The organism is Clostridium sp. C8-1-8, assembly GCF_009928445.1.
Lineage (GTDB): Bacteria > Bacillota > Clostridia > Clostridiales > Clostridiaceae > Clostridium_AR.
Genome location: NZ_JAABNO010000002.1, coordinates 1 through 15,841, shown reverse-complemented (window position 1 = coordinate 15,841; position 15,841 = coordinate 1). Strand labels below are relative to the sequence as shown.

The window sequence follows — 15,841 nt, the reverse complement described above, 5'->3', positions numbered from 1 at the left end:
TATACCCCTTTTCTATCTCTTTAGTCCGTTTACAACTACATCAAGAAGCTCGTCCACTGTTGCAATAACTTTTGCGTTAGCACTATAAGCATGTTGAAATTGCACCAGGTTTGCCATTTCTTCATCAAGTGATACTCCAGAAACACTATCTTTTGTTTGATTAAGCGAATCTAAAAGTTGCTGCTGGTTAGTTACCATTCTTGATGCTTCTTGAGCTTGTACACCTAACTTATCTATTCCATCCTTAAAATATGCTTCTAAAGTAGTCCCGTTATTATTATTTTCGACCTCTAGTCCATTATTCTTTAGTACTGCTTTACCCTTTGATGGATCAAATAAATCTGCTCTTGTATTAACAGTAGATCCAACATCTTGTATAGCTATTAAGCTGTTCTTAAGCTGTGCTATAGCAAGAGCTCTAGCTCCATCACCTTCACCATCAACAGTATTTTGTGAAGCATAGGCATAGTTTGAATCCCTAGTTTTTGTCTTCAATTGCATAACATCACTAATAATTGCTTTATTTACCGATATATTCTCAGCAGTTATATCTTGTTCACCTTTTAATATGTCATCAAGATTCATCATATCCCCACCAATACCGTATCTAGCTACAGACTTGTTTACAAATAAAGGCATATAATCCTTATCTGGATACCCTTTGCTTGTAGCACTTGTCATACCACTATGTACCGCATTTACTGTAAAGGCTATGGATTTTGCAAGTTTATTTACTTGATCTATATAGTTATCTATATCTTGCTGTATAGTTATATTACCTTTAACTTCTCCTGTAGAAGGTGTAAATAACTTAAGTTCTTGTATGTCTATGGTTGATCCGTCTTTTATAGGATAACCATCTGCTAAAGTCGCAGTTCCATCACTACTTGACCAAAGAACTCTTGTTTCGTCTATCTGCTTTGCTTGATCGGCACTAACATTCTTCAAGGTAAGAGTTTGCTTATTCTTTTCATTGTCCATATTTCCAAGCTTGTAATAAGTTATTTTATAAGTTGTTCCACTATCATCTGTAGGATCTTTTTCAATACTATTTATATATGAAAATCTTGCAACATTTGTGTCTCCATCAGCTTTTACTAGTTCTGGAGCTTTCATACCATTGGTATCAGCTGGTTTAAGATTTATTCCTTCAAATTGTTTTCTATCTATATTTAAGTTAAACTTACTAGATAACTGATCTATTAAAAGATCTCGCTTGTCCATAAGATCATTAGGAGTATCACCAGCATTTTTAACACTTATTATTTCCTTATTTAATTGACCTATTTGATTTAAAGTACTGTTCATATCAGTAACTGTATTTTTTATAAGACTTTGGGCGTTGTTCTTTAAATCTTTAAGCTGTGTATAAGCATGATTTAAAGAATCTGTAAGTGCTACAGTCTGCTGAACAGCTACTGTTCTTGCATTGGAGCTCTGAGGCTGCTTGGACAACTGTTGCCATGAATCAAAAAACTTCCCCATAAGTGTAGATATACCAGTATCAGATGGTTCTGTAAACACATCTTCAATCTGGCTTAAAAAAGTATTTCTTGTGTTATATTGACCTGATATACTCGTTTCATTTCTAACCTGATAGTCTAAGAAAGTATCTCTTATTCTTTCTACTGTAGATACTTGAGCCCCTGTTCCTAGCTGCCCAGCTTCCATACCTCCAAGAGATTGAGGTCTTGTAGTTTCAATATTTGCCCTCTGTCTAGAGTACCCTGCAGTATTGGCATTGGATATATTATGTGACGTTACATCTATTGCCTTTTGCTGAACAGACATACCGCTTTTTGCTATATTAAATGTAGAAAATAAACCTGACATATTTTCTCCCCCTGTTACTTAGTCATTTTCCCATAGGAATTATAAGTTTTTGTCCCTCTATTAGGATTTATATAATTTAGCATTTGATTAGTGTATGAGAGTTGTTGTTTTATTAACAAATCATTAGTATCCTTCTGAAGCCTAACTGCTTCTAAAAGTTTTAAGATACCTCTATAACTTTCTTCTAATACATCATCACCAGATGAGAACACAACTTCTCTCATAGAATTACTGCCTACAAGCCTTCTTCTTGCAACTTCTTGCTCTGCTACTTCTTTGTTGCAACCTTGTATTTTCTCAGCAACTGCATCTAATCCAAATACATCTTTATTTAATAGACATTTGTACTGCTCATCTAGTAACGAAAGAAGCTTATTAATCACTTCCTTTTCTCTGTCTATTATATTAATAAGCTCTTCGTACATATTAAACCCTTCCTTCTCTTATAGAATCGATCATAGCTTTAGCTGTTAGATCATTGTTTGGCTTATAAGTTCCATTAGCTACCTGCATTCTTAAAGCTTCTACTTTTTCACTTCTAGGCATTACATCATCTCCTAATGAAAAACTACTTAACGCTTTAGCTGCACCAGAAATCTCTATACTATCTTGCTTAACACTCTCAGCTTTCTGAGCAGTTTTTACTTTATTGTTATGATATATATCAATTACGTTTCTTGTTGAACCTACTCCTTTAATATTCATAACCTACCTCCACTGTACTATATTCACTACTTCTATTATCGTATATACAATAAATTAGTTTAGCCTTACTTTATGGTTTTGTAAAAAATTTCTATAATTTTAATGTATTTTAACTTAACTTTTTTACTTCTTACCTCTTATTCTGAACCTGTTAGAAAACTTCATAATTTGTTAACACTTTTTTAACATTTATATTATTTCCTAAATCTATTAATTTTATTAATTCTTTGCGTAAGCTCCTCCAAGCATCGGATTACTGACCACTTAATTTCAGCACTATACTTTAAAGTTGCTTAAGCATTTATATTAAAAAAGAGCAAAAAGCACCTTCCTGCCATATTCAGGAATGTGCTTTTTATCACCTCAGCGATTTTATTCTCTCTGCATTGCTGACAATACTTGTTATTCTAACACCAAAGTTTTCATCAACTACCACTACTTCACCAAAAGCAACTCTCTTGCCATTTACTAAGATTTCTACAGGTTCGTCTGCAACTTTATCCAGTTCAACAAGTGATCCATTACTTAAGGATAAAATATCTTTTATACTTTTCTTAGTTCTTCCTAGTACTACAGATATTTCTAGTGGAACATCTAAAATTAAGTCTATATTCTTATGTGCTGGTCCAGACGGATTAGCTGATAAATTATCAAAAGAAGCTTGATGTACTTCTACAGGAGGTCTATGTTCTTGATATATTGGTTTTTCTTGAACATAGTTATTATTGCCTCCATAATTATCATTATTATGATATGTATCAGATGGTGCAGAATATGTAGGTGCTGCATTGCTAGCTGCTCTTGTTTCTTGTTGAGGTGCTCTTTCTGGTGCTTTGTTCTCTTGCACTGGAGCTGGCTCTGCTTGCTGCTCTTCTCCCATCATTATAGAAACAATCTTTTTAGCAGTTTTCAAAGGTAGTAACTGCATTATATTACTATCTACTAAATCACCTATAGTTAACTTAAATGATACTTTAACTAAGGGATCATCTTCTCCAATACCTTCTGAAACTGGTTCATTTTCTTCATCCCAAGTTTTAGAAATAGGTGGAGATATATTTACTTCTCTAGCAAACATAGTAGCCATTGAAGTTGCTGCTGATCCAATCATTTGATTCATAGCTTCTTGAACTGCACTAAGCTCTATCTCTGACAGCTCTGTAGTACTTACAGTACCATCTCCGCCCATCATTAGATTTGCTATTACTGCAGCATCATTAATTTGCATTATTAATATATTCTTTCCTAATATACCTGAAGTATATTCAACTTCAAGAACTATATTAGGTATATGGAACTGCTCTTTTAGCTCTCCCAATGTAGTAGTACTTACTACTGGTGTAGTAATATTAACAGATTGATTAATTATTTGGGATAGAGCTGTAGAAGCCGACCCCATTGAAATATTTCCTATCTCACCTAACAGATCTTTATCAATATCTGTTATACCCTCTTCAGTGTTACCTGTTGTGGACTCTGCTGGTGTTGATGGACCATTCAACAAAGAATCTATTTCTTCTTGTGTAAGAAATCCATTACTCATAATCTTCCACATCCTTACCTATAACGTCTAGTATGGCTATTCCCATATTCTTGCCTACAATACCTGGTTTAGCCAGGTAACATTCTTCATCTTCAACAATTACTTTTACAGGGCTATTATATTTATTATCAAGCTTAATGACATCGCCTTTTACTAGTCTTAAGAATTCATCTACACTAACTTCTGTACTACCAAGCTCAACCATAAGATTAACGTCTACAGAATCTAATCTCTTTTTCAAGTCTTCTCTTGTATGCTCTCTATCTTCATCAGCATCTGGCTGGAACCAGTTTTGCATAACTAACTTATCTAGTAACTTCTCTATACTTAGGTAAGGAATACAAAGATTTATAAAAGTATTGCTTTTACCCATTTCTACAGAGAATGTTATAAGCGCAACTGGTTCATTTGGAGCCAGAGTTTGATTAAGAGCAGGATTAGTTTCTAAGCTTTCTACTTCGATATCCACTTCTAAAATATCTTCCCAAGCAAGCTTCAAATTGGATAGTAACCCTGTAGCTACTTGTATTATGATATTTTTGTCTATATCAGTGAATTCTTTACTTACATGTCTTCGCTCTCCAGTTCCTCCAAGCAGTATATCAATTACTTGAAAGGAGAAACTTGGATTCATCTCAAAGAGAATTGAACCATTTAATGGTGGCATCTTAAACAAAAGCAACGTAGTAGGATTAGATACACTATGAATAAATTCTTCATAGGTTACCTGCTCAATATTTTCTATATTAACCTTTGTATTTTTCCTCACCTGAGCAGTAAGAAAATTAGATATTATTCTTGCAAAATTATCATGTATAAGCTCAAGAGTCCTTATATGTTCTTTAGAAAACTTCTGAGGACTTCTAAAGTCATAGACCTTAACTTTTTGCTTTTCTTCATCTTTTTGCAATTCATCTGGCTCAAGTTCTCCAGCAGACAAGGCAGACAATAGGGCGTCTATTTCACTTTGTGATAATACATCTGCCATACTCTTACCTCACTTCACTAATTAAAATTTTAGTATTTTATTTATATCTACTAATGTAACTAGTTTATCATCAAAATTCACTATACCTTTAACATAGCTTTGATATCTTTCATTTTCAAGTTTTTGAAGTAGCTTTTCATCAATTTCTAGCACTTCTTCCACTTCATCTACTGATATACCAACCTGCTCATCATCAACATTTAATATGATTATATTACTTTGATCCTTTAGAGACTTTGGTATGTTTAATAGTAGATTTATGTCTAATAGTGGTATTATGCTACCTCTAAGATTTATTAGTCCTCTTATATGGACTGGGGCTTTAGGAACTTTTGTTACCTCGGTCATATCAGTAATACTCAGAACCTTTGCTGTTTCTACAGCAAAAAGTTCATCACTAATCTTAAATACAACAACTTGCATTTTCATGCCCCCTCATTTAGCCGATTGCCTTTTTTATTGCTTCCAGTACTCTGTCTGCTTGGAATGGTTTTACGATAAAGTCTTTTGCGCCTGCTCTTATAGCATCCATAACCATGCCTTGTTGACCCATTGCACTACACATTATTACCTTTGCTGCTGGATCAAATGCTTTTATGTTCTTTACAGCTTCAATACCATCCATATCAGGCATTGTTATATCCATAGTTACAACATCTGGTTTTTCCTTTTTGTAAAGTTCAACAGCTTTAATTCCATTGCTTGCTTCACCTACAACTTCAAATCCATTCTTTTCAAGAATATCCTTTATCATCATTCTCATAAATGCTGCGTCATCAACAATTAATACTCTAGCCATTTAGAATCCCCCTATCTATATTACACCTATTGAATTTAATATTTTTTCTAAAGATCCAGGATTAGGAACAAAATAAAAATGTCCACCTATATTTTCTGCATCTTCGCCTAATAGCATTGTTTCAATTTCCAATACATTATCTGAATACTGTGCTGACTCTACAAATGTAGCACTTAAAATTGCACTGAGCATATCAAAGGCCACAGCTGGTACTGATGGCATGATATTCAAATTTGTAAGTCTTGCAATAGCATTCATATATGCTGCGGAGATAATGTTACCTATCTCACATAAAACAGAACTTCCCATTTCACTAAAATCGTCTTCTTTCATTCCAGTCAACACTTCTATTATATTAGAAGCTGTCGATTTTTCAAATACAAATAATATATTCCCTGGCGTATCTCCTAGAACTTTGACTAATACTGCGGCCACAAGTTCTTCTTCTGAGATAAAGTTATAAATATCCATAAAATCTATTACTTTAACATTTGGAACTGTCATGTCAATTTTTCTATTTAGCAATTGAGAAAGAGCTGTGGCAGCATTTCCCGCACCAATATTGCTTACTTCCCTAAGGGCATCCAGCTGAAGTGCACTTAATTGCGTATAATCCATCACAATCCTCCTTCTAGGCTCTAAATTAAAGCACCTACATCAAGTATAAGTGTAACAAGACCATTACCAAGTATTGTTGCTCCTATATACTCTTTTAGTCCTTCAAGAGTCTTTCCTAAAGGTTTTATTACTATTTCCTGTTGACCTAGTAATGAATCAACTAAAAGACCAACCACTTTATCTCCGACCTTAACTATTATAATAAAATTCTTATCTTTTTTGCTAGTGTCAATTTGTAAAGTTTCATTAAGTCTTATTAGAGGTATTACATTATCTCTATAAACTATAACTTCTCTTCCATTGGTTTTCTTAATATTCTCTTCTTTATAATCGATAACTCTGTCTATAAATCCAAGAGATATAGCAAGTGTTTCTTCTCCAACTTTAACAAGCAACGCTTGAATTATTTGAAGTGTCAAAGGTAATCTTATTATGAAGCTTGAACCTTTGCCTATTTCACTAACTACATCAACGGTTCCTCCAAGTGCAGATATTTTTGTTTTAACAACATCCATACCCACGCCTCTTCCTGATATATCAGTAACAACTTCATTAGTACTAAAGCCTTGAGAGAAAATTAAATTCTTTATATCATTTTCAGTCATTCCCTCAGTGTTTATACCTATTTTTTCAGCTTTACGTCTAACTTTTTCTACATCTATACCAGCACCATCGTCTTCTACCCTAATTACTGCCTTTGTTCCTTCTTGGTATGCAGAAAGTTTGACAGTTCCCATAAGGTCTTTTCCTGATTTTGCTCTGTCTTCTTTGCTTTCTATACCATGATCAGCAGCATTTCTAAGTAAATGTATTAACGGTTCTCCAATTTCATCAATTACAGTTCTATCAAGCTCTGTATCTTGACCTTCTACTATGAAGTTAATATCTTTATTAAGCTCTACAGATAAATCTCTTATCATTCTTGGGAATCTATTGAACACAACTTCTAGAGGAAGCATTCTGATCTTCATTACAAGATCTTGTAAGTCAGAAGTAGTTCTAGCAACTTGTTCTAGAGTTTCATTCAATTCTGGCGCTCTATAACTTGTGCTGATCTGCTCTAATCTAGTTCTGTGAATAACTAACTCTGAAACCATGTTCATTAGTTTATCTAATCTCTCTAAGTCAACTCTTACTGATTGATGAACCTTCTTTTGAGGAGCTGCATTTCCGCTCTTCTTTTCTTCAGCTTTTGGCTTATTTGTAACTATAGGCTTAGGAGCCACTGTCTTTGACGTTTCATCTACTTTAACTGTATTAACTTCTTCTTTAGTTATTGCAACTTCATTTACCTTATCTATTTTTAATTCGACTTCTTCTACGGAAACTTTATCCACTTCTGAAATATTTTCTACAATTTTTTCAATTTCACTAGTTTCTAAGGTTGTAATTACAATAAGTTCTATAGTAAAATCAAAATTTTCATTTTCTATATCTTCTGTAGAAGGATAGGATTTTATTACTTCTCCATGCTCTTCTAATTCTTTAAATATCAAGAAAGCTCTAGCCGACTTAAGTAAAGTATTTTCACTAAGCGCTATAAATACTCTTATGGCTTTATAACCCTTTTCATGAGCTTGTTTAATTACATTAACATCATATTCATTGATGTCTATTATGTAACTTGAAGAATCAGCATTCTGAACTGCTACTACTTCTTCTACAGCTTCTGAAGGCGCTTCTTGTTGCTCATTAGAACTTATGTCATGCAAATCCTTCATTATCTTTTCTATGTCAACCTTTTCCTCTATACCTTCAGAGATATTGTTGACCATTCTTTCAAGAGTATCTAAGCAATCGAAAAGAACAGTAACAACATTTTGAGTAACCTTAAGTTCCCCTTCTCTAAACTTTGAGAGTACATCTTCCATTTTATGTGTAAGTTCTGCAATATCGCTAAATCCCATAGTTGCAGCCATACCTTTTATAGTATGTGCTACTCTAAATATTTCATTTAACTTATCAATATCATCTGGCTTTTGTTCCAAGTCAAGTAGAGATTCATTTAGAGTCTGTAAATTGTCCATGGACTCTTCTAAGAACATTGAAAGATATTGAGATGTGTCCATAATTATCCCTCCTGTTATTCTCCGAAGCACATAACAATTATTAATTGTTATGCCTCCTGTATTCCTTTTTAGCACGTAACAATTATTAATTGTTACGCCTCCTGTATTCCTTTTTAGCACACAACAATTATTAATTGTTGCGCCTCCTGTATTCCTTATTGGCACACAACAATTATTACTTGTCATGTCTCCTGTTATTCTTCCAAGCACATAACAAGTATATTTGTTGTGGCTTCTGCAATTCTGTGAAAGTATATTTTATTTAAGTCACTGTGTTATAATCTTCTAGTTTCACAGATTGTTACTTTTAATAAATCATTTCTAATAAACTATTTTATTTTCACAAAACTTATTGTCTAAATTAAAATATGAATGTTATTGATTATGTACACTTTAATAATCGTATAAAAGGTTATATTTCTTTATAGCAAATAATTCTATTAACTATTTTATATAATTTATCATCATATTAAAAGCTATTTTAGTCATAATCCTACAAATTTCTACCTATTTATTATTATTGTTATAAGTGCATTGATATATTATAACTTTCTATAGATAAAAGTAGAAGCTTTTTCAAAGCCGAAGTCTTTATAGTTATATATACTCTCTGTAGCTCCTACGAAAAGTAGTCCGCCTTTTTTAAGCGAAGCTGCAAATCTCTTATATATATCATTTTTTACATCCACATTAAAGTAAATTACTACATTTCTACATACAATTAAGTCAAAATTATTCTCATAGCTATCAAGTATAAGATCATGTTTCTTAAAAGTAATCATGTTTTTAACGCTTTGATCTATATAATATTTATCTTTTACTTTTTTGAAATATTTATCTAATTCTTTTTGCTTTACATTTTTCATTTCATTGTCAGTATACTCACCAAGTTTAGCCTTTGTAAGTATTGTATTGTCAATATCAGTTGCAATTATCTTATGTCTACCAGTTGGACTGATATTATTCAAAATCATAGAAATAGAATAAGGTTCACATCCTATAGAACAAGCAGCACTCCATATCTTAAGACTGTTATTAGATGCTACTTCCTTTTTCAAAATACCTTCAAGCTCTTCAAAAAGCTCTGGATTTCTAAAAAACTCTGTAACATTTATAGTTATGAAGTCTAAAAACTTTTGTCTGTGGTCTTTATCAGTTTTTATGAGTTTTGTATATTCCTCTAGAGATTTAACGCCTAATCTTGTCATTAAGCTATCAATTCTTCTGTTTAGCTGAGTTGGTTTATATGCTGACAAATTTATTCCAAGTTCCTTGTGTACCCACTGATGAAACTGATTGAAATCCATAACTCACCTATTATCCTTTCACTAATGTTACTATTTTTTTTGCTACATATCCTAAAGGTAATACTTCATCTACTTTTCCTGTTTCAAATGTAGCTTTTGGCATACCATATATAGTACAAGTTGATTCATCCTCAGAAATAGTATGTCCACCTGCATTCTTTATAGATACTGTACCTTGAGCTCCATCTTTGCCCATTCCTGTAAGCACAACAGATAATTGATTTTTCCCATATACAGCAGCTGAACTATGGAACAATTTATCTACAGCTGGTCTTACTCCCCATATGCTAGGTTCTTGATTTAAAGATATCTTTCTATCTTTTGAAACCTCCATATGAAATCCACCTGGTGCTATATATATTACATTTTTCTCGATATTCATATTATTTTCAGCCTCAACCACCTTAAGGTTACAGAGATTGTTTAGTCTTTCTGCGAAAGTCTTTGTGAATCCTGCTGGCATATGCTGTACTACTAATACTGGAACACCTAAATCTCCAGGAAGCTCTGTTAGCACAGTTTGTAAAGCTCTTGGACCTCCAGTTGAGGCACCAATTACTACAGCTTCAATCTTGCCGGTTGCTCTAGTATTTGTCACATATCTTGCTGGTTCTTTCTTTTCCACCTTAAAATCAAATAATGATTTTTTTATTGATGCTACTGCTCTTATTTTATGTACAAGTTCTAATTTAACTTTATTTATGTCTAGTGATATGGAGCCTGATGGCTTAGAAACAAAGTCAGCTGCACCAGCATCTAAACAATCTAATGTAGTTCTTGATGAACTGGTTGTTAAACTGCTAAGCATTATAACTTTTGCATTTCTGTTAGTGAGCTTAAGCTTTTTCAATGCAGTTATGCCATCCATCTTTGGCATTTCTACATCTAAGGTAATTACATCTGGATTATAACCTCCTACCTTCTCAACGAACTCCTCACCATTTCTTGCTGTAGCTATAACTTCCATATCTGTCTCTTCATTTATCATGTCAGAAATTATCTTTCTCATAAGTGCAGAATCGTCTACTACCATAACTTTTATTTTATTCAAGATTATCACTCCATTAAAGTTCTATAATACCTTGTCCTACAATCTTTATTATTACCTTACCAGTTTTTGAATCTAAAACCATTGTTCTTCCTTTATTGCCTCCTAAGTGCGAGGCTACCGCAGAAAGCTGCATAGCTTTAAGAGCTTTTTCTACTGCTTCTCCATTTCTTTTTCCAATATCACTTATCATACTTTTATCGGAAAAATTAAACATGGATGCTCCACCTGCGATCTTAACAATCAAGTTTCTCCTTTGACAGCCTAACTTCTCCATCTTATCAATTAGAATAGGTATTGCTAAATCTGCAAATTTGTAAGGATTTTTTACATCCTTAAACTGAGTAGAATCAGGAAGCATAATATGTGATAACCCACCAAATTGTTTGACCTTATCATATACTGCTATACCTACGCAAGACCCAAGTCCGATAGTCATTATCTTATCTGGATATTTTACTGTATTTAAATCAGCAATACCTACTTTGATTTCTGCATCTATCATAGAACCACCTTATAGCAATTTGCTTTTTTCTTCCTCTGTTAAGATTTTAGATAAATCTAACAGGATTACTATGTTATCTTTTAACCTTATCAGTCCTTTTATATATCTTCTAGAAATATTTGATGCTATCGCTGGTGGGTTTTCTATTAAATCGACCTCAACATCTTTTACTTCATATACGTTATCTACTATAATACCTATCTTAGAGCCACTTTCTTTAACCACTATAATCTTTGTTTCAGCCAAATTAAGCTTTGTAGCAAAACCAAACTTCTTAGATAGATTTACTATAGGAAGAATGCTATCCTCATAGTTAATAACTCCATCCACAAAATTAGGTGCATCTGGAAGTCCTGTAGGCGCTTCATAACCTAATATTCTTTCTACATCCATGATGTTTGTTGCATAATGTTCTCCATTCAAACTGAAAATAAGTAATTTAATTTCTTTGTTAGCCATTGTAATCCCCCTTATAAACGAAGCTTATCTATTATTATATCTCCAAGGTCATCCATGTATACATGAAGATTCCTTGAAGGTTCGTCTAAAATTATTTCTCTTTCTCCTATTGCAAAAATGGTATTATGATATGCAATATCTGCATATATATGTCCTCCTTTTGCTACAGAAGCTTTAGTTTTAACACCACCAGTACTACCAATAGTTTTACATCTTATTTCTGTTTCAGCTTTAAGATATCCACCTCTAGATACACTTCCATTTTGAGTGAAAATTATACTTCCACTACAAGTTAAGTGTGATATGTACTGACCTTTACCATTTATGTATATACTCCCAGATGAACTTATTGTAGAATCTTGGCAGTAATTAATAATTATATCAGCTGGTACATTTATACTGCGTTCTAGACCTTTAATTAAGTTCTCTGATAAAACCACTAGTTTGTCCAACTCACTATAGTGTTTTATAGTAGTTGGTCCTAGACCTATAAGCATCTGCCTAACCAATCTACTTAAGGTTTTTGAAACTTCATCGCCCTTAGAAAAAAGCCTTATTATATTCAGCGAATTGGTGATAATATTCTTAAATTTATTTTCTATCAAAACCTTTATTATTTCACCATCGGTTCTATCTGCTCCTAATAGATTGTGCTCTTTTATTTCTAACACGGTACTACTAAGGTTTACTATTGATTGTTTAAGCTCATTTAAAGCTTCAATTTGCTGTTGTACTAAAAAGTCTTTTCCACCAGCTTCAATAGTAGAACCAATTATATTTCCATTGATTACTGTAGAGTCACCAGAAATAATATGAGATCCATCCACAGCCCCATCAATGCTTACTGATTTTCCGGCCTTAATAGTCATACCTTGGCTTACACTTGCGCCAATATGTATATCTCCAGTAAAGGTCAAATTTCCACTAGCCATATTTACGTCTGAGGTTGCTTCATATATTCTATTAACAGTAATAATATTGTTCTTGAACTCTGGCCTGCCATCAATACAAGCAATAACATTACTTCCATCTAGTTTGCAGCCATCACCTACAGTTAATTTTAGTTCCTTATATGGTTCAACTTTAATAATCTTACCATAAATATCTATACCAGGTTTACCCTCTTCGCCTTTTTTTATAACTGCTATAATTTCATCTTCTGCTACATTAGGAGTATAGTTCATATTTCTAAAGTCAACCTTCTCATTGTCATCAATTGTTCTGATACCTTTGCCTTTAAAAAGCAAGGTTATTTCATCTTGAATGGTTTCTCTTTCTCGTTTTCCTTCTGCCACTAACACTTCATTTTCAGTATTACCAGAACATAGTTGTTTTAGATTGTCAAGAATTAGACCACTTACAATTCCTCTTTCAGCTAAAAGCTTTTTAATTTCAACTTCTGTAAATTTAGGAGGATATTCCTCGTATTCTAATTCCACTTTAAGTTTTAACACTTTTGTAATATCTGAATCAGGTATCTTGTATATTCTTTTAGGTATATATCTCACAGAAGCTACTGCAGTCATATTATCATTAGCTGTTACTATATTGACCTCTCTTTTAGCTTCTTGATTTATGATATCATACCTTATAACATTATTTTCGGATATATTACAAAAATCTTCAACTTTTTTATCATCAATATAAAGATTAATATTATCTGAAACATATATTTTAGCAAGTGTACCTTGATTTTCAGGATCAACTACTTTAAAAACCCCATTTTTGATAGATACAGTTCCATAAATACCATCATTTTTTTTATGAGGAAAAACCTTAATTTTATACTTTCTTTTAAGCATTCCTTTCTTTTCGACGACTTCGTAATCAAACTCGCCAGAGGATAAACCAAGATCATCTTCAGCTAGCCGTATACATTCTTCAATTGTGAAAGCTTCATATAAATATTCATTCATTTATAACTCCCCCAATCATTAATTGTTGCTTTTAGTATACCATATTAAGGTTTAATTGTAATTTAATTTTTAATGATACTTATAATTTCATTTAACTTCCTATTTATATTTTTTTATATAATCATTAATTTTTTTATTATATAAACCGATTAATGCTAAAACAATTTCATTTTCTGACGAATTTAAAATTATTCTATCAACATTTGAAATAGGAAGTATTTTAGGAGAAGTTCCTGTAATAAACATACCATCAAAAAACACAATATCCTTATATGACACTTTTTCTTCCTTAATAGAAAAGTTGTTTTCTTTGCATATGTCGATAATAGATCCCCTTGTAACCCCTGGCAAAACATCTTCTAACGGAGAAGTTAATATATCTTTTCCTCTTACCATAAAGATGTTAGACTTACTTCCTTCAGTTATAAAACCATCTCTATCAACAAGTATAGCTTCATATGCATCAGCTTTTTCTATTTGCTTATTCACTTGCTCTCTAAAATTAGTGTTAACTATTTTTGCATTTGGATTTTCTCTTTCACCAAAGAATAGTGTAGTACTAACGCCAGCTTTGTATTGCTCCAATGTAGGATAAGAATGTTTAACAAAGTAAACCAAAAGATTTTTCTCTACGCTTTCAGAATCTATTAATAGCTTTACATTGCCGTTTAATATATTTACTTCTTTTATTAGTGACATTATTTGTTCTTTAATTTCTTCTTTAGTGTGCTTTATCTCTTTGCCTATCAAAGAAAAAGATGTGTTCATTCTTTCAAGATGCTTTTCAAGAAAAAGTGGGACTCCATCTATAACTCTTATAACTTCATAGACTATTCCTTTTCTCTTTAATATATTATCGTCAAACTTTTCTATATCTCTAGATGTTCCATTTAAAATAAATTTATTTGAATAACATTCACTCATTTTTTACTCTCCTCTATATAATAAATATGATTGAAGTTATCTGCCTAATTAATTCATAGAAGCAACTAAATCCTTCAATGTTTTTCATATTAAAGCAATAACTCCTATATATATTATATATTAATAAATAATTACCATACAATTATGTGATGATAAAAAGTTGGAGAAGTGGTCTTTCTTCAACTATTTTTGCGCATCTGCCTTTTCTGAACGTATGTGAAAAAATTCTGGCATTTTATATAGAATAAAAAGTTGCTGAAGCGATTCTTCTTCAGCAACTTTTTTAGATATAAAAAAAGGCGGTATACACCGCCTTTTTATTCCTATTGAGCTAATTCAGATTCGTAATACTTAGTAACTTCTTCAAATTCTTCATCATCAGGAATAGCAAGTTCGCCTTCTTCGCCTTCTGATTTGAATAAGTATACTGATCCGTCATTAGGATTTTGAACTAATACATATTCTTTTTCTTTATACTCAAAAGCATCTATAACTTCACAACTAACTACGTTGCCATTTTCATCTTCTAAGTCTACAACAAAGCTTTCATGATCGTGATCATGGTCATGACCACATCCACAGCCTTCATCTTCACAGCCACAATCTTCGTCGCCGCAACCACATGTATTTTCTTCTTTTACTAATTCTAAATTATTATCTTCTTCGCAGCCACAGCCACATCCGCAAGTATTCTTTTCTTTATCTGACATATGTGATTCACACAATCTAAGTGATGTGTGAAATTCACCTCCTTTAATAAAATAGTATGTTTTAATTTTACCCTAATATTGCGATTAATAAAAGCTTTTTTTATTCAATAATAAATATTATTATTTTAAAGCTACACAATCCACCTAAATACTGGATATAGTCATATTATTTCTTGTCACAAGCACATTAAAGCATAAGATAGCCAATATATTAATTTATCAAATATAATTTCAATAATACCTAATATTTAAGCCTCTATCTCTTCAATAGTTTTAACAAACTAATATTTTTAATTCAAATAATCTATATTTTTTGCGCATCTGAATTTTAAATAAAGAAATTATGTTTAAGAAAACTGTTTAAATTAAGTGGTCATGAAGGAGATGCTATATGAGCGAGCAATTAGAATTAAATGA

The 15,841-nt window shown here is 32.2% G+C and carries 16 protein-coding genes; all 16 read right to left on the bottom strand.

Going from position 1 to position 15,841, the window contains the following annotated elements; genetic code table 11:
- Positions 1-12 precede the first annotated feature (12 nt).
- A complete protein-coding gene (gene flgK / locus GXK57_RS01920) occupies positions 13-1,833 on the bottom strand; it encodes a flagellar hook-associated protein FlgK (RefSeq protein ID WP_160670640.1) in 1,821 nt (606 codons plus the stop codon).
- A 14-nt stretch (positions 1,834-1,847) separates the two neighbouring features.
- Positions 1,848-2,258: a flagellar protein FlgN gene (locus tag GXK57_RS01915; protein ID WP_160670637.1), complete on the bottom strand. Its 411-nt coding sequence runs from the start codon at positions 2,256-2,258 to the stop codon at positions 1,848-1,850.
- 1 nt (position 2,259) lies between these two features.
- Positions 2,260-2,538 carry a flagellar biosynthesis anti-sigma factor FlgM gene (locus GXK57_RS01910; RefSeq protein WP_160670634.1) on the bottom strand — a complete coding sequence of 93 codons (279 nt, stop codon included), beginning with the start codon at positions 2,536-2,538 and terminating at the stop codon, positions 2,260-2,262.
- A gap of 358 nt (positions 2,539-2,896) precedes the next feature.
- Positions 2,897-4,081: a flagellar motor switch phosphatase FliY gene (fliY, locus tag GXK57_RS01905; RefSeq protein ID WP_160670631.1), complete on the bottom strand. Its 1,185-nt coding sequence runs from the start codon at positions 4,079-4,081 to the stop codon at positions 2,897-2,899.
- Entirely contained in the window at positions 4,074-5,069 is a 996-nt protein-coding gene (fliM, locus tag GXK57_RS01900) for a flagellar motor switch protein FliM (protein ID WP_160670628.1), read from the bottom strand. Before fliM ends, fliY begins: the two co-directional genes overlap by 8 nt.
- A 21-nt stretch (positions 5,070-5,090) precedes the next feature.
- A complete protein-coding gene (locus GXK57_RS01895) occupies positions 5,091-5,492 on the bottom strand; it encodes a chemotaxis protein CheW (protein WP_128212446.1) in 402 nt (133 codons plus the stop codon).
- 16 nt (positions 5,493-5,508) lie between these two features.
- Positions 5,509-5,868: a response regulator gene (locus GXK57_RS01890; protein ID WP_128212445.1), complete on the bottom strand. Its 360-nt coding sequence runs from the start codon at positions 5,866-5,868 to the stop codon at positions 5,509-5,511.
- A 15-nt stretch (positions 5,869-5,883) separates the two neighbouring features.
- Entirely contained in the window at positions 5,884-6,486 is a 603-nt protein-coding gene (locus tag GXK57_RS01885; protein WP_160670625.1) for a chemotaxis protein CheC, read from the bottom strand.
- 20 nt (positions 6,487-6,506) lie between these two features.
- Positions 6,507-8,555: a chemotaxis protein CheA gene (locus GXK57_RS01880; RefSeq protein WP_160670622.1), complete on the bottom strand. Its 2,049-nt coding sequence runs from the start codon at positions 8,553-8,555 to the stop codon at positions 6,507-6,509.
- Between the two features lie 542 nt (positions 8,556-9,097).
- Complete coding sequence (locus GXK57_RS01875) at positions 9,098-9,862, bottom strand: protein-glutamate O-methyltransferase CheR (protein WP_160670619.1); 765 nt, start codon at positions 9,860-9,862, stop codon at positions 9,098-9,100.
- Positions 9,863-9,872: 10 nt separating this feature from the next.
- Positions 9,873-10,913, bottom strand: a complete 1,041-nt coding sequence (locus tag GXK57_RS01870) for a chemotaxis response regulator protein-glutamate methylesterase (RefSeq protein ID WP_160670616.1) — start codon at positions 10,911-10,913, stop codon at positions 9,873-9,875.
- A gap of 13 nt (positions 10,914-10,926) precedes the next feature.
- Positions 10,927-11,415, bottom strand: a complete 489-nt coding sequence (locus tag GXK57_RS01865) for a chemotaxis protein CheD (RefSeq protein ID WP_160670613.1) — start codon at positions 11,413-11,415, stop codon at positions 10,927-10,929.
- Between the two features lie 9 nt (positions 11,416-11,424).
- On the bottom strand, positions 11,425-11,874 hold the full coding sequence (locus GXK57_RS01860) for a chemotaxis protein CheW (RefSeq protein WP_160670610.1): 450 nt from the start codon (positions 11,872-11,874) through the stop codon (positions 11,425-11,427).
- An 11-nt stretch (positions 11,875-11,885) separates the two neighbouring features.
- On the bottom strand, positions 11,886-13,790 hold the full coding sequence (locus tag GXK57_RS01855) for a flagellar assembly protein A (protein WP_160670608.1): 1,905 nt from the start codon (positions 13,788-13,790) through the stop codon (positions 11,886-11,888).
- Positions 13,791-13,889: 99 nt separating this feature from the next.
- A complete protein-coding gene (locus GXK57_RS01850) occupies positions 13,890-14,714 on the bottom strand; it encodes an aminotransferase class IV (protein ID WP_160670605.1) in 825 nt (274 codons plus the stop codon).
- Between the two features lie 323 nt (positions 14,715-15,037).
- On the bottom strand, positions 15,038-15,424 hold the full coding sequence (locus GXK57_RS01845) for a DUF1292 domain-containing protein (RefSeq protein ID WP_160670602.1): 387 nt from the start codon (positions 15,422-15,424) through the stop codon (positions 15,038-15,040).
- Positions 15,425-15,841: the final 417 nt, after the last annotated feature.

Coding starts and splice junctions, on each gene's coding strand:
- flgK (WP_160670640.1), bottom strand. CDS start 1,833: ATGTCAGGTTTATTTTCTACATTTAATATAGCAAAAAGCGGTATGTCT.
- GXK57_RS01915 (WP_160670637.1), bottom strand. CDS start 2,258: ATGTACGAAGAGCTTATTAATATAATAGACAGAGAAAAGGAAGTGATT.
- GXK57_RS01910 (WP_160670634.1), bottom strand. CDS start 2,538: ATGAATATTAAAGGAGTAGGTTCAACAAGAAACGTAATTGATATATAT.
- fliY (WP_160670631.1), bottom strand. CDS start 4,081: ATGAGTAATGGATTTCTTACACAAGAAGAAATAGATTCTTTGTTGAAT.
- fliM (WP_160670628.1), bottom strand. CDS start 5,069: ATGGCAGATGTATTATCACAAAGTGAAATAGACGCCCTATTGTCTGCC.
- GXK57_RS01895 (WP_128212446.1), bottom strand. CDS start 5,492: ATGCAAGTTGTTGTATTTAAGATTAGTGATGAACTTTTTGCTGTAGAA.
- GXK57_RS01890 (WP_128212445.1), bottom strand. CDS start 5,868: ATGGCTAGAGTATTAATTGTTGATGACGCAGCATTTATGAGAATGATG.
- GXK57_RS01885 (WP_160670625.1), bottom strand. CDS start 6,486: ATGGATTATACGCAATTAAGTGCACTTCAGCTGGATGCCCTTAGGGAA.
- GXK57_RS01880 (WP_160670622.1), bottom strand. CDS start 8,555: ATGGACACATCTCAATATCTTTCAATGTTCTTAGAAGAGTCCATGGAC.
- GXK57_RS01875 (WP_160670619.1), bottom strand. CDS start 9,862: ATGGATTTCAATCAGTTTCATCAGTGGGTACACAAGGAACTTGGAATA.
- GXK57_RS01865 (WP_160670613.1), bottom strand. CDS start 11,415: ATGATAGATGCAGAAATCAAAGTAGGTATTGCTGATTTAAATACAGTA.
- GXK57_RS01860 (WP_160670610.1), bottom strand. CDS start 11,874: ATGGCTAACAAAGAAATTAAATTACTTATTTTCAGTTTGAATGGAGAA.
- GXK57_RS01855 (WP_160670608.1), bottom strand. CDS start 13,790: ATGAATGAATATTTATATGAAGCTTTCACAATTGAAGAATGTATACGG.
- GXK57_RS01850 (WP_160670605.1), bottom strand. CDS start 14,714: ATGAGTGAATGTTATTCAAATAAATTTATTTTAAATGGAACATCTAGA.
- GXK57_RS01845 (WP_160670602.1), bottom strand. CDS start 15,424: ATGTCAGATAAAGAAAAGAATACTTGCGGATGTGGCTGTGGCTGCGAA.